Source organism: Streptomyces sp. NPDC047017 (assembly GCF_040644175.1).
Taxonomy (GTDB): Bacteria; Actinomycetota; Actinomycetes; order Streptomycetales; family Streptomycetaceae; genus Streptomyces.
The window spans coordinates 318439-331724 of the sequence record NZ_JBEYVW010000006.1; the positions used below are offsets into that span (position 1 = coordinate 318439).

The window sequence follows — 13286 nt, forward strand, 5'->3', positions numbered from 1 at the left end:
CACACACCCGCAGCACACATCCACAGCGCACAGACGAGCGCGCGGCCCTCGGGCGCGGCGCGCGGCGCACCCACGAACCAACGGGGGTTCATCGCATCATGCGTTCCATACGTACGTCTCCCACGCCCCGGCGCGGGCGCCGGCGCACGGCCGTCGCCGCCACCGGGCTCGTCGCGGCCCTGGCGCTCACCGCGACCGCCTGCGACGGCTCGGGCAAGGACGACGCGAGCGGCAGGCCCGGCGCGTCCGCCTCGCAGGCCGCGACCGGCGGCGGCAGCGGCGGGAGCGGTGGCGTCCACGTCCCGGCCGACATCGCCGGCAGGCTCAAGGCGCACGGCATCGACGTCGACCAGTGGACCAGCGGCGGCTGGAAGAACTGGGACAAGGACAAGTGGCTCAGCTCGGCCGAGGACTTCGTCAACCCGGTGATCAAGGGGCTGTGGAAGCCCGAGCGGATGAAGTCCGCCAAGGAGGCCAACAAGACGGTCACCAAGGACGCCGCCGCCGACCAGGGCGTCAGCGACCCGGCCCCGCGGCCCGTGCGGGCCCAGGCCGAGAAGACGCCGTACCACCGGCACGCGGCCCCGGTCGGCAAGGTCTTCTTCGACTCCCCCGAGGGCCCGATGGTGTGCTCGGGCACGGTCGTCAAGGACGTCAACCACCCGGGCAAGTCCAATCTGGTGTGGACGGCCGGCCACTGCGTGCACGCCGGCCAGGCCGGGGGCTGGTACCGCAACATCGCCTTCGTGCCGTCGTACAACGACTACGGCAAGTCCGCCTCCCAGCTCAGCGGCGCGACCTCCGCCGAGGTCGCCCCGTTCGGCGCCTGGTGGGCGGACTGGGCCTCCACCTCGAACCAGTGGATCCAGGGCGGCGCCGAGACCGGTGGCGCGGGCGCGCCGTACGACTACGCGGTGCTGCACGTGAAGCCGGAGTCCGGGTCGAAGTCGCTGGAGGAGACCGTCGGGGCGCTGGACGTGGACTTCTCCGCGCCGCAGGCGAACCAGGTCACCACCATGGGCGCCTGGGGCTACCCGGCCGCGCCGCCGTACGACGGCCTGAAGATGTTCCGCTGCCTGGACCGGCCGGGCCGGCTGTCGCTGAGCCCGGCGCTGCCGGCGATGTACCGGATCGGCTGCACCATGACCGGCGGTTCCTCCGGCGGCGGCTGGTTCCGGGTGGTGGGCGGCAAGACCGAGCTGGTGTCGAACACCTCGATCGGCCCGTCCGACAACACCTGGCTCGCCGGCCCGCAGCTGGGCCCGGTCGCCGAGGCGCTGTACCAGAACATGAGCCGGACCTACGGCGGTCGGTGATCCCGCGATCCCTGCCGCCGTACGCGCGCGAGAGGGCCCGCCTCCTTCCGGTGAAGGGGGCGGGCCCTCGCGCTGTACCGCGCTCGGCGGGTGGGTCAGAGCGCGGGCGCCGGCACGTAGGGTGCCAGGTCCGCGGCCAGCTCCTCGTGCACCCGGGCCTTGAGCAGGGTGCCCTCCGCGGTGTGCTCCTCGGAGATCACCTCGCCCTCGGTGTGGGCGCGGGCGACCAGCTTGCCGTGGGTGTACGGCACCAGCGCCTCGATCTCGACGGACGGCCGGGGCAACTCGACGTCGATCAGCGCGAGCAGCTCGGCGATGCCCCGGCCGGTACGGGCCGACACCGCGATCGAGTGCTTCTCGGTGCGCAGCAGCCGCTGGAGCACCAGCGGGTCGGCCGCGTCCGCCTTGTTGACGACGACGATCTCCGGTACGTCGGTGGCGCCGACGTCCCTGATCACCTCGCGCACGGCGGCGAGCTGCTCCTCCGGGGCCGGGTGCGAGCCGTCCACCACGTGCAGGATCAGGTCGGAGTCGCCGACCTCCTCCATGGTGGAGCGGAACGCCTCGACCAGGTGGTGCGGCAGGTGCCGGACGAAGCCCACGGTGTCGGCCAGCGTGTACAGCCGTCCGCTCGGGGTCTCGGCCCGGCGCACGGTCGGGTCCAGGGTCGCGAACAGCGCGTTCTCGACCAGGACGCCCGCGCCGGTGAGGCGGTTGAGCAGGGAGGACTTGCCGGCGTTGGTGTAGCCGGCGATGGCGACGGAGGGCACCTTGTTGCGGCGGCGCTCCTGGCGCTTGATCTCGCGGCCGGTCTTCATCTCCGCGATCTCCCGGCGCATCTTCGCCATCTTCTCGCGGATCCGCCGCCGGTCCGTCTCGATCTTGGTCTCACCGGGACCGCGGGTGGCGAGGCCGCCGCCCTTGCCGCCGCCCATCTGCCGGGACAGCGACTGGCCCCAGCCGCGCAGCCTGGGCAGCATGTACTGCATCTGGGCGAGCGCGACCTGCGCCTTGCCCTCCCGGGACTTGGCGTGCTGGGCGAAGATGTCCAGGATCAGGGCCGTACGGTCGATGACCTTGACCTTGACGACGTCTTCCAGGTGGATCAGCTGGCCCGGACTCAGCTCACCGTCGCAGATGACGGTGTCCGCGCCCGACTCCAGGACGATGTCGCGCAGCTCGTCGGCCTTGCCGGAGCCGATGTAGGTGGCCGCGTCCGGCTTGTCGCGGCGCTGGATCACGCCGTCGAGCACGACCGCGCCAGCGGTCTCCGCGAGGGCGGCGAGTTCGGCCAGGGAGTTGTCCGCGTCCTGCACGGTCCCCGAGGTCCAGACGCCGACGAGGACGACCCGCTCCAGGCGGAGCTGGCGGTACTCGACCTCGGTGACGTCCTCGAGTTCGGTGGAGAGGCCCGCGACACGGCGCAGGGCCGCGCGCTCGGAGCGGTCGAACTGGTCGCCGTCCCGCTCTCCGTCGATCTCGTGGCTCCAGGCGACGTCCTCTTCCATCAGGGCATCGGCCCGGAGACCTTCGGGGTGGTGGTGCGCGAGGCGCTTGGTGGCCTGGGAAGAGGAAGAAGAGGAGGTCATTGGGTCCTTACGTCGATGGGAATCCGTGGTGCGCCGGCGGAGGGGCTGCGGAGTCCGGCGGGACGCGCCGGCCCTTCCGTCACCTCTCTCAACACACGGGGGCGCCGGGAGATTCCCGTGTGCCGTGCCGTGCCGACCCTCAGATGGTCGCACGGCACGGCCCGTCTCGGCACCGCGTTATCCGCTCACCGTCCGCTCACCGCTTGGCCGTCCCCGGCAGCGTCCCGGTCTTGGTGGTCCGCGGCGGTGGCTGCTGCTTCCAGTCGGCGTGGCCGGGCATCGGCGGGGTCTTGGGGTCGTACAGCCAGGCCCGGAAGAAGGCGCTCAGATCGCGTCCGGCGATGTCGGAGGCGAGCCGTTCGAAGTCGGCCGTGCTCGCGGTGGAGTCCCGGTGGTCGCGCACCCAGGCGCGTTCCAGGCCCTCGAAGGCCGGGGTGCCGATCTCCTGGCGCAGGGCGTACAGGACGAGGGCCGCGCCGTCGTAGACGTTCGAACGGAAGATCCCGATCTTCTGGCCGGGCTGGGGCGGCTTGGGCAGCGCGGGGGGCCCGCCGGCGGCGCGCCAGCGGTCGGAGGCGCCGTAGGCGGCCTTCATCCGGGCCTCCATGGACTTGTGCGCCTTCTCGTCGGCGTACAGGGCCTCGTACCACGTGGCGTGCCCCTCGTTCAGCCACAGGTCGGACCAGGAGTGCGGGCTGACGCTGTCGCCGAACCACTGGTGGGACAGCTCGTGCACCATGACCGACTCGACGTACCACTGCGGCCAGGCCGGGTCGGTGAACAGTTCCTTCTCGAACAGCGAGAGGGTCTGTGTCTCCAGTTCGAATCCGGTGGTGGCGGAGGCGGCGAGCACCCCGTACGTCTCGAAGGGGTAGCGCCCGACCTTGCTCTCCATCCAGGCGATCTGGTCCGGCGTCCTGGCGAGCCAGGGTTCGAGCGCCTCGCGGTCGGCGGTGGGGACGACGTCCCGTACCGGCAGGCCGTGCGGGCCGGTGCGGTGCAGCACGGTGGAGCGGCCGATGGAGACCTGCGCCAGCTCGGTGGCCATGGGGTGGCGGGTGCGGTACGTCCAGGTGGTCGCCCCGGTGGCCCGGGCGGCGACGCCGTCGGGCAGGCCGTTGGCGACGGCCGTGTAGCCCTCGGGGGCGGTGACGTGGATGGTGAACAGGGCCTTGTCGGAGGGGTGGTCGTTGCAGGGGAAGACCAGATGGGCGACGTCGGCCTGGTTGGCCATGGCGAGGCCGTCCGCGGTGCGCACCCAGCCGCCGTCCCGGCCCTTCTCGGACACCGGGTCGCTGGTGTGGTGGACGGTGATCCGGGTCCGGCTGCCCTCGGCCAGCGGGGTGCGCGGGGTGACCACGAGGTCCTCGCCCGCCGTGGCGAACTCGGCCGGTACGCCGTCGACCAGCACGGAGTCGACCGTGCCGTGCGCGAAGTCGAGGTTGATCCGGTCCAGGTCCTCGGTCACCCGGGCGTCGATGGTGGTGACGCTGCGCAGCGGCTTGCTGTTGTCCCCGGAGTAGGCGAAGGAGAGGTCGTACGACTGCACGTCGTAGCCCGGGTTGCCCAGCTCGGGGAAGAGCCGGTCGCCGACACCGAGCGCGGTGGGCGGCGCGCTCGCGGCGAGGAGGCAGACGGAGACGGCGGAGGCGAGGAAGGCCGCCTTGAGGCGGCGCGGGGCGCGGGAGCGGGGGGTGCGCGGCATGCCCCACCGCTATCAGCGCGGGGGCGCGCGTCGGCGACGGCGCGCGCCGGTCCCACCCGAACGGGTGCTCGGGGGTGCGTACAGGCGTACGCCGGAGGGTGGGGGGTGCGGGCGCGCCGGGTGGGTTGTAGCCGGGGTGCGCCGGGCCTGCGGTCGCGGTGAGCTGGGCGGGCCCGGGGCTGCGGATCAGCTCTCCGGGGCCGGGCAGGGCGCAGCTGAGGGCCAGGGTGTGGTGCCTGGGGTGCGCCCAGCGGGGCCGGTCGCCGTGCGCGGGGTGGGTGAGCCGGAGGCTCGGGTCAGGTCTGTGGGGGCTGGGGGTGGGACCGGGTGCGGCTGACGTCGTAGACGCCCGGGACGTTGCGCATCGCTCGCATCAGGGCGGGCAGCCGGGCGGCGTCGGGGAGGTGCAGGGTGTACGTGTGGTGGACGCGCTGCTGGGTCGGCGGGGCCACGGTCGCCGAGACGATCTCGACGCCTTCCAGGGCGATGGCCTCGGTGAGGTCGGCGAGCAGATGGGGGCGGCCGAACGATTCGGCAAGCAGCGTGACGCGGCACTCGGCGGTGTCGCCCCAGCGGACGCCGATCTCCGCGCGCCCCGCGCTCTTCATCCGGTCGACCGTGGCGCACTCGGTCCGGTGCACGGTCACCACGCCGCCGCGGACGGTGAACGCGGTGACACGGTCGGGCGGCACGGGCGTACAGCAGCCGGCGAGCCGGACGCTGGCGCGGCGCCCGTCGACGACGACGGCGCTCGCCGGTCCGGGCCGGCTGCCGCGCCGGCCCGGAGCGGGCGTGTCGGGAGTGTCGGGCGGCTCGGGGCCCTCGGCGGGGCCCGCGGGGGTCCCGGGTACGTCGTCGGCGGGGGCCGCCGGTGCCGGGTGCGCGGCCAGCCACCGCTGGATGGCGATGCGGGCCGCGGGGGTGTGCGCGTGGTCCAGCCACTCACGGGACGGCTCGGAGGCGGGTTCCTGGCCCATGAGGAGCTGGACGGTGTCGCCGTCCTTGAGGACGGTGCTCAAGGTGGCCAGCCGGCCGTTGACGCGGGCGCCGATGCAGGCGTGGGCGTCCTCGCCGTACTGGGCGTAGGCGGCGTCGACGCAGGTGGCCCCGTCGGGCAGGCCCAGGGTGCCGCCGTCGGGGCGGTAGACGGTGATCTCGCGGTCCTGGGCGAGGTCCTCGCGCAGCGTGGACCAGAAGGTGTCGGGGTCGGGCGCGGCCCGCTGCCAGTCGAGGAGGCGGGAGAGCCAGCCGGGACGCGTGGGGTCCACGCGTTCGCCGTCGCCCGCGGGTTCCTCCGAGGGGGCGGCGTCGGGACTGCCGAGCGCGATCACGCCCGCCTCGGCGGCCTTGTGCATCTGGTGGGTGCGGATGAGGACTTCGACGATCCGGCCGTCCGGACAGGACCCCGCGGATGTGTCCGCCCGGGCCGCGGGGAGGGCGACCGCGGTGTGCAGCGACTGGTACAGGTTGAACTTGGGTACGGCGATGAAGTCCTTGAACTCCGAGACGACCGGGGTCATGCAGGTGTGCAGTTCACCGAGGACGGCGTAGCAGTCGGCGTCCTCGTTCACCAGGACCAGCAGCCGGCCGAAGTCGCAGCCGCGCAGCCGGCCGCGCTTGCGGGCCACGCGGTGCACGGAGACCGAGTGCCGGGGCCGGACGAGGACGTCGGCGGGGATGCCGGCCTCGCGCAGCACGCCGCGGACCTGTTCGGCGACCTCGGCGAGCGGGTCGCGCGGGCGGGCGGCGTTCTCCGCGATCAGCTCGCGGGTGCGGGCGTGCTCCTCGGGGTGCAGGATCGCGAAGACCAGATCCTCCAGTTCGGTCTTGAGCGCCTGCACGCCGAGCCGTTCGGCGAGCGGGATGAGCACGTCCCGGGTCACCTTGGCGATCCTGGCCTGTTTCTCCGGGCGCATCACGCCGAGGGTGCGCATGTTGTGCAGCCGGTCGGCGAGTTTGATCGACATCACGCGGACGTCGTTGCCGGTGGCGACGAGCATCTTGCGGAAGGTCTCCGGCTCGGCGGCGGCGCCGTAGTCGACCTTCTCCAGTTTGGTGACGCCGTCGACGAGGTAGCGGACCTCCGCGCCGAACTCCTCGCCGACCTGGTCGAGCGTCACCTCGGTGTCCTCGACCGTGTCGTGCAGCAGGGACGCCGTCAAGGTGGTGGTCTCGGCGCCGAGTTCGGCGAGGATCAGGGTGACGGCGAGCGGGTGCGTGATGTACGGCTCGCCGCTCTTGCGCATCTGGCCGCGGTGCGAGGACTCGGCCAGGACGTAGGCGCGGCGCAGTGGTTCGAGGTCGGCGTCGGGGAAGTGGGCGCGGTGGACCTCGGCGACATGGCCGATGGCATCGGGCAGGCGGTCGCGCGCGGCGGGGCCGAGCACGGCGGCCCGGCCCAGGCGTCGCAGGTCGATCCGCGGGCGGGCCCGCCTCCGGGGCGCCGACGGCGCCACCGGGCCCGGGGCCGCAGGATTCGTGGCATCCGCACTCATGGGCACCTCCGGCTGCGTGGACCGGCGGACGGGGTGCCCCAGGGCGTACACGGCTCAGGGGTTGGCGTCGGATCCCCCGTCCGGGCCGGTGCTTGATGCTACCGAGCCCAGCACACTCCTCCGACCGCCTCTCGGCCAGCGTGAAACGGATCACCCATTCGAGCGACGCGGAGAAGGTTTACGGTTTTCGGTCAGGTGTCGTACGAGTGGCCGTGGATTCACATCCCGGCCGGGGCCGACGGCATCGATCTTGAGCCGGCACCGGTCCGCGGGCTCTGTGATGGCCGGTCGGCCCTCGGTCAGCCGGCCGCCTTTTCCAGCCACTCCCTATCGATCTCGCCTTCGGCGACGATCACGGCGGGGCCGGTCATCTCGACCTCGCCGTCCGGGTGCTCGGTGATGACCAGGGTGCCGCCGGGCACGTCGACCGTGTAGGTCGCCGGCGTGCCGGTGACGGCGGGGTCGACTCCGTCGCGGCGGGCCGCCGCCACGGCGACGGCGCACGCGCCCGTGCCGCACGAGCGGGTCTCGCCGGAGCCGCGCTCGTGCACCCGCATCGCCACGTGGCGGGGGCCCCGGTCGGCCACGAACTCGACGTTCACACCGTCCGGGTAGGCGTCCGCCGGGCTGAACGGGGGCGGCGAGAGCAGGTCGCCGGCGTGCGCGAGGTCGTCGACGAAGGCGACCGCGTGGGGGTTGCCCATGTTCACGTTGCGGGCGGGCCAGCGGCGCCCGCCGACGCCGACCTCCACGTCCCCCTCGGGGAGGCGGGCGCGGCCCATGCCGACGGTCACGTCGCCGTCCTTGGCGAGGTGCACGGTCTTCACGCCCCCGCGCGTGGCGATCGCGAGGTCGCCCTCGGTCGCGTGCCCGGCGTGCTGGAGGTAGCGCGCGAACACGCGTACGCCGTTGCCGCACATCTCGGCGACCGAGCCGTCGCCGTTGCGGTAGTCCATGAACCACTCCGCCTCGGCGGCCATCCCCCGGGCCTCCGGGTGCGCGGCCGAGCGCACCACGTGCAGCACGCCGTCGCCGCCGATGCCCGCGCGCCGGTCGCACAGGGCGGCGACGGCGGCCGGGGACAGGTCCAGCGCGTTGTCCGGGTCGGGGAGGATCACGAAGTCGTTCTCCGTGCCGTGACCCTTGAGGAAGGCGATGCGCGTGCTCATGCCTCGATCGTACGGGGTGGGTAGGACAGTGCCCCCGGGCGTACAGCATGGGTACGACGGTGCCCCGCGTCGCCCACGGGCCGGGGCGGGGCCGTCCGGGTCAGCGCAGCCGGGCGACCCGCCACACGGCGAGCACCACGGCCACGGCCGCGAGCAGGACGTACAGGGCGAGCATCCGCCAGTCGGGGCGGCGTCCGGAGCCGCGCGGCGGCACGCCCGGCCAGGTGTACCCGACGCGGCGGGCGGCCATCATGCCCCAGCCGGCCGCGCAGGAGCAGATCAGCAGGCCGAGCATGGCGATCACGGCGCCGCTGTCGCCGTCGAAGGCCAGCGGGAAGGCGAACATCAGCGAGCCCACGGCGGCCAGTCCCACGATGGGGGCGAGCTGCCAGATGCGCAGCCGCCGCTGCGGACGCAGCTCGACCTCCACCTCGGGGGCGAACATCTCCTCGGGCTCCGGGCCGTCCGCCGTCACACCGCCCTGGGTGTCGTCGGGGCCGTCCGGGCTCAGCGCGCCCTCGTCCGGTTCCGCACCGACGCGCTCCACGGCGGTGCGCTCGGTGCCTTGTGCGGTGTCACGAGGGCCGGCCTCCATCGCCACGCGCCCTCCCAACTAGGGTTCCACTTGTCGATCGCAGCTTGATGATGGCACGGCACCGGATGCCTGGATGACGGCCTGGGCTTCCCGATGCCATCACGTGATCAGGCTGTAACCGGTCGTTCGACCAACGCCAGCGCCCGGTGCGGAAGTTCCGCCGCGTCCGCCGCGGCCCCGCTCAGCCAGTGCACGCGCGGGTCGCGCCGGAACCAGGAGTCCTGGCGGCGCGCGAAGCGCTTGGTGGCGCGGACCGTCTCCGCGCGCGCCTCCTCCATCGTGCACTCCCCCGCGAGCGCCGTGAGGATCTGCTGGTAGCCGAGTGCGCGGGACGCCGTACGCCCGGCGCGCAGGCCCTGCGCCTCCAGCGCGCGCACCTCGTCCACGAGCCCCGCCTCCCACATCCGGTCGACCCGGCGCGCGATGCGCTCGTCCAGTTCGGGGCGGGCCACGTCGACGCCGATCTGCACCGTGTCGTAGACGGAGTCGTGGCCGGGCAGGTTCGCCGTGAAGGGCAGGCCGGTGATCTCGATCACTTCCAGGGCGCGCACGATGCGGCGGCCGTTGCCGGGCAGGATGGCCCGCGCGGCGTCGGGGTCGGCGGCGGCCAGGCGGGCGTGCAGCGCCCCGGAGCCGCGCAGGGCCAGTTCCTCCTCCAGCCGGGCGCGCACCTCGGGGTCGGTGCCGGGGAACTCCAGGTTGTCGACGGCGCCGCGCACGTACAGGCCGGAGCCGCCGACCAGGACCGGCCAGCGCCCCTCGGCGAGCAGGGCGTCGATCCGCTCGCGGGCCAGGCGCTGGTACTCGGCCACGGAGGCCGTGACCGTCACGTCCCAGACGTCCAGGAGGTGGTGCGGTACGCCGGCGCGCTCCTCGGGCGTCAGTTTCGCGGTGCCGATGTCCATCCCCCGGTAGAGCTGCATGGAGTCGGCGTTGACGACCTCGCCGCCGAGACGCTGGGCCAGGAAGACGCCGAGATCGGACTTTCCGGCCGCGGTGGGGCCGACGACGGCGATGACGCGGGGGGCGGGGGGTGCGCTGCTCACGGCACCAGTCTCGCAAACCTCCGGCGGGCTCCTCGAACGAGCTACGTGACGGGACGCGCACGGGGTCGTTGCCCGTTGCGAGGTTCCCGCGGCCGGATTCCGGCGGGCCGAGGCGCGGGCGCCCGTGGACGGACACGACGGGTCACGCGGGATGTCTTCCGCACGAGTAACGTAGGGAGTTGAGATGGGCGTTTTTGCGCGACTTCTCCGGAGGTCCAAAGCCGCGGAGGAGGTGCCGGCCACCACCGACGAGCCGGCCGCGGCGGTGACGGAGGGTTCCGGGGCGGACGGCGCCGCGGCCACGGCCGTGGCGGGTTCCGCCGCGGTGGACGGCGCCGCCGAGGACGGTGCGGCACGGGCGGCACGGGCCGAGGGCACGACCGCGGACGCCGACGGCACCGGATCCGGCGGCACGGACGCCGGGACCGGTGCCGCCGACGGCGTGGAGATCCCCGAGCAGCAGTCCGCCGACGAGTCGGCCGGGCACGGGGCCGGCGAGGGCGCCCGCAGGTGAGTGACCCCGCCAGGGAAGGTGAACCATGGGTCTGCTGGACAACATGAAGGCCAGGCTCGGCCCGGCCAAGGACAAGGTGTCGGACCTCGCGCAGCGGCACGGGGGCTCGATCGAGCAGGGCCTCGACCGGGCCGCGAAGGCGGTCGACGAGAGGACCAAGGGCAAGTACAGCGACAAGATCAACGCGGGTACGGGCAAGGCCAAGGAGGCCGTGGACCGGCTCGCCCACCGCGGGCAGCCGGGTGCGGACCCGAGTCCGGGCGCGAGCAAGGGGACGGGGCCGGGTCCCGGTCCGGGTCCCGGCTCGGCGCCGCAGGGCGGCCCCGACCGGACGCCGCCCGGGGGGACGCCCCCGCAGGATTCCCCGCCCATGTCCTGAGCGGCGCGGCGGCGGCCGGCCGGGAGGCGCACTCGTCTCCCGGCCGGCCGCCGCTTCGTTCTGTCACCGCTTCGTCTTGTCACCGCTCCGTTCGTCACCGTGGACTCCTTCGCCGGCGGCGGAGGGCCCGGGGTGCGGTGTCAGGACCAGGTGGCCGCGAAGTAGCCGACGCCGTACGGGGCCTCGGTGTGCAGCAGGGTGCCGGTGAGGCCGGTGGGCTCGGCGGCGCCCGCGAGCACCTGCCAGGGGGCCCGGCCGGACGCCTTCAGCTCGTACGCCAGATCGGCGTCGAGGGCGGTGAGCGCCGCCCCGTCCGCCGTGTCCAGGGCGCGGGCGACCTCCGCGTCGAAGGGTCCGGCCCGTTCGTCGAGGTAGCCCGGCGCCTTGAGCGAGCGGCAGGCGCTGCCGTCGCCCATCACCAGCAGCGCCACCCGCCCGGCCGCCGCGGCGATGTCCCGGCCCGCCGCCAGGCAGTGCCCGGGCGCCAGCCGCTCGTCCACACCGAGGCCCTCGACCGGGGCGTCCGACCAGCCGGTCCGCTCCAGCAGCCAGGCGGCGACGGCGAGCGAGGGCGGCAGCTCCCGCCCGGACGTGGTGCCGGTGTCCCGGCCGAGCCGTACGTCCAGGTCCACGCCGAAGCCGCGGAACGATCCGCGGGTGCCCTCCGGGTACCGGCCGCCGCCGGACTCCTCGGCGGGCCCCACGACCACGAGCCGGTCCGGCCGGGCGGCGGCGAGCACCCCCAGCGCGTCCGTGCAGGCGGCGCGCAGGGCGTCCAGCTCGGGCGCGGCCCCCTGGGCGACGGCGGGCACGAGCAGGGGCGGGCAGGGACTCACTGCGGCGGCGACAAGCATGATCGGCAGGGTAACGCGTGCGCCGGGGCGCGGGGCGGGCCCCGGCGGCGTGGCTCAGTCGCAGCCGCAGCCGCTCGTGGCCGCGACCGGCAGCGGTTCCGGGGCGCCGATCTTCGGGAGGCCCAGCATGACGCCGGCCGGCTTGGCGGCGGCCTCGGCGGTGCGCTGCTGCCAGGCGTCGCCCGCGCGGGTGCGGCGCACGGCGAGGACCGGGCCCTCGGCGAGCAGGTGGTGCGGGGCCGCGTAGGTGATCTCGACGGTGACCACGTCGCCGGGGCGGACGTCCTGGTCCGGCTTGGTGAAGTGGACCAGGCGGTTGTCGGGGGCGCGGCCGGACAGGCGGTGGGTGGCACCGTCCTTGCGGCCCTCGCCCTCGGCGACCATCAGCTCCAGCGTGCGGCCGACCTGCTTCTTGTTCTCGTCCCAGGAGATCTCCTCCTGGAGGGCGACGAGGCGCTCGTAGCGCGCCTGGACGACCTCCTTGGGGATCTGGCCGTCCATGGTCGCGGCCGGGGTGCCGGGCCGCTTGGAGTACTGGAAGGTGAACGCCTGCGCGAACCGCGCCTCGCGCACCACGTGCAGGGTCTGCTCGAAGTCCTCCTCGGTCTCGCCGGGGAAGCCCACGATGATGTCGGTGGTGATCGCGGCGTGCGGGATGGCGGCGCGGACCTTCTCGATGATCCCGAGGTAGCGCTCCTGGCGGTAGGAGCGGCGCATCGCCTTGAGGACGGTGTCGGAGCCGGACTGGAGCGGCATGTGCAGCTGCGGCATGACGTTCGGCGTCTCGGCCATGGCGGCGATCACGTCGTCGGTGAAGTCGCGCGGGTGCGGGGAGGTGAAGCGGACGCGCTCCAGGCCCTCGACGCTCCCGCAGGCGCGCAGCAGCTTGCTGAACGCCTCGCGGTCGCCGATGTCGGAGCCGTAGGCGTTGACGTTCTGGCCGAGCAGGGTGATCTCGGAGACGCCCTCGCCGACCAGGGCCTCGACCTCGGCGAGGATGTCGCCGGGGCGGCGGTCCTTCTCCTTGCCGCGCAGCGCCGGGACGATGCAGAAGGTGCAGGTGTTGTTGCAGCCGACCGAGACCGAGACCCAGGCGGCGTACGCGCTCTCGCGCCGGGTGGGCAGCGTGGAGGGGAAGGTCTCCAGGGACTCGGCGATCTCCACCTGGGCTTCCTCCTGGACGCGGGCGCGCTCCAGCAGGACGGGCAGCTTGCCGATGTTGTGGGTGCCGAAGACGACGTCCACCCAGGGGGCCCGCCGCACGATGGTGTCGCGGTCCTTCTGTGCCAGGCAGCCGCCGACCGCGATCTGCATCCCGGGCCGCCGCGCCTTCCTGGGGGCGAGGTGGCCGAGGTTGCCGTAGAGCCGGTTGTCGGCGTTCTCGCGTACCGCGCAGGTGTTGAAGACGACCACGTCCGCGTCGCCGTCCGAAGCCTCGGGCGCCCGTACGTACCCCGCGTCCTCCAGCAGCCCGGCCAGCCGCTCGGAGTCGTGGACGTTCATCTGGCACCCGTAGGTGCGGATCTCGTAGGTCTTGGAGGAGGGGGCGTCCACCACGGGGCTCCGGTCGCTGCTGCTGGTCATGGCTCAAGGGTAGGCGGTCCCGGAGGGGTGGTGGACTTCG

At 73.8% G+C, this 13286-nt stretch carries 11 protein-coding genes; 3 read left to right on the top strand and 8 right to left on the bottom strand.

Annotated elements, in window-relative coordinates:
• The first annotated feature begins 98 nt into the window (after positions 1–98).
• Positions 99–1316, top strand: a complete 1218-nt coding sequence (locus ABZ858_RS13210; RefSeq protein ID WP_361375977.1) for a hypothetical protein — start codon at positions 99–101, stop codon at positions 1314–1316.
• 95 nt (positions 1317–1411) lie between these two features.
• Here ABZ858_RS13210 and hflX read toward each other — a convergent pair whose 3' ends face one another.
• The 6 genes from hflX to miaA form a co-directional block, all read right to left on the bottom strand.
• Positions 1412–2905, bottom strand: a complete 1494-nt coding sequence (gene hflX / locus ABZ858_RS13215) for a GTPase HflX (RefSeq protein WP_361375980.1) — start codon at positions 2903–2905, stop codon at positions 1412–1414.
• A gap of 196 nt (positions 2906–3101) precedes the next feature.
• On the bottom strand, positions 3102–4610 hold the full coding sequence (locus ABZ858_RS13220; protein ID WP_361375983.1) for a M1 family metallopeptidase: 1509 nt from the start codon (positions 4608–4610) through the stop codon (positions 3102–3104).
• Between the two features lie 296 nt (positions 4611–4906).
• Positions 4907–7105, bottom strand: a complete 2199-nt coding sequence (locus tag ABZ858_RS13225) for an HD domain-containing protein (RefSeq protein ID WP_361375986.1) — start codon at positions 7103–7105, stop codon at positions 4907–4909.
• A 299-nt stretch (positions 7106–7404) separates the two neighbouring features.
• A complete protein-coding gene (gene dapF, locus ABZ858_RS13230) occupies positions 7405–8274 on the bottom strand; it encodes a diaminopimelate epimerase (protein ID WP_361375989.1) in 870 nt (289 codons plus the stop codon).
• A gap of 100 nt (positions 8275–8374) precedes the next feature.
• On the bottom strand, positions 8375–8869 hold the full coding sequence (locus tag ABZ858_RS13235; protein ID WP_361376185.1) for a hypothetical protein: 495 nt from the start codon (positions 8867–8869) through the stop codon (positions 8375–8377).
• 107 nt (positions 8870–8976) lie between these two features.
• A complete protein-coding gene (miaA, locus tag ABZ858_RS13240; RefSeq protein ID WP_361375992.1) occupies positions 8977–9915 on the bottom strand; it encodes a tRNA (adenosine(37)-N6)-dimethylallyltransferase MiaA in 939 nt (312 codons plus the stop codon).
• Between the two features lie 232 nt (positions 9916–10147).
• Between miaA and ABZ858_RS13245 the strand changes: the two genes are divergently transcribed.
• Both ABZ858_RS13245 and ABZ858_RS13250 read left to right on the top strand, forming a co-directional pair.
• The gene (locus ABZ858_RS13245; protein WP_361375995.1) at positions 10148–10429 is read left to right on the top strand and encodes a hypothetical protein; all 282 of its coding nucleotides are present in this window, start codon (positions 10148–10150) and stop codon (positions 10427–10429) included.
• 25 nt (positions 10430–10454) lie between these two features.
• Complete coding sequence (locus ABZ858_RS13250) at positions 10455–10808, top strand: antitoxin (protein WP_361375998.1); 354 nt, start codon at positions 10455–10457, stop codon at positions 10806–10808.
• 140 nt (positions 10809–10948) lie between these two features.
• Here the strand turns inward: ABZ858_RS13250 and ABZ858_RS13255 are convergent, their stop codons facing one another.
• Both ABZ858_RS13255 and miaB read right to left on the bottom strand, forming a co-directional pair.
• Complete coding sequence (locus tag ABZ858_RS13255) at positions 10949–11662, bottom strand: class III extradiol dioxygenase subunit B-like domain-containing protein (RefSeq protein ID WP_361376001.1); 714 nt, start codon at positions 11660–11662, stop codon at positions 10949–10951.
• 54 nt (positions 11663–11716) lie between these two features.
• Positions 11717–13246: a tRNA (N6-isopentenyl adenosine(37)-C2)-methylthiotransferase MiaB gene (miaB, locus tag ABZ858_RS13260; protein WP_361376004.1), complete on the bottom strand. Its 1530-nt coding sequence runs from the start codon at positions 13244–13246 to the stop codon at positions 11717–11719.
• Positions 13247–13286 lie beyond the last annotated feature (40 nt).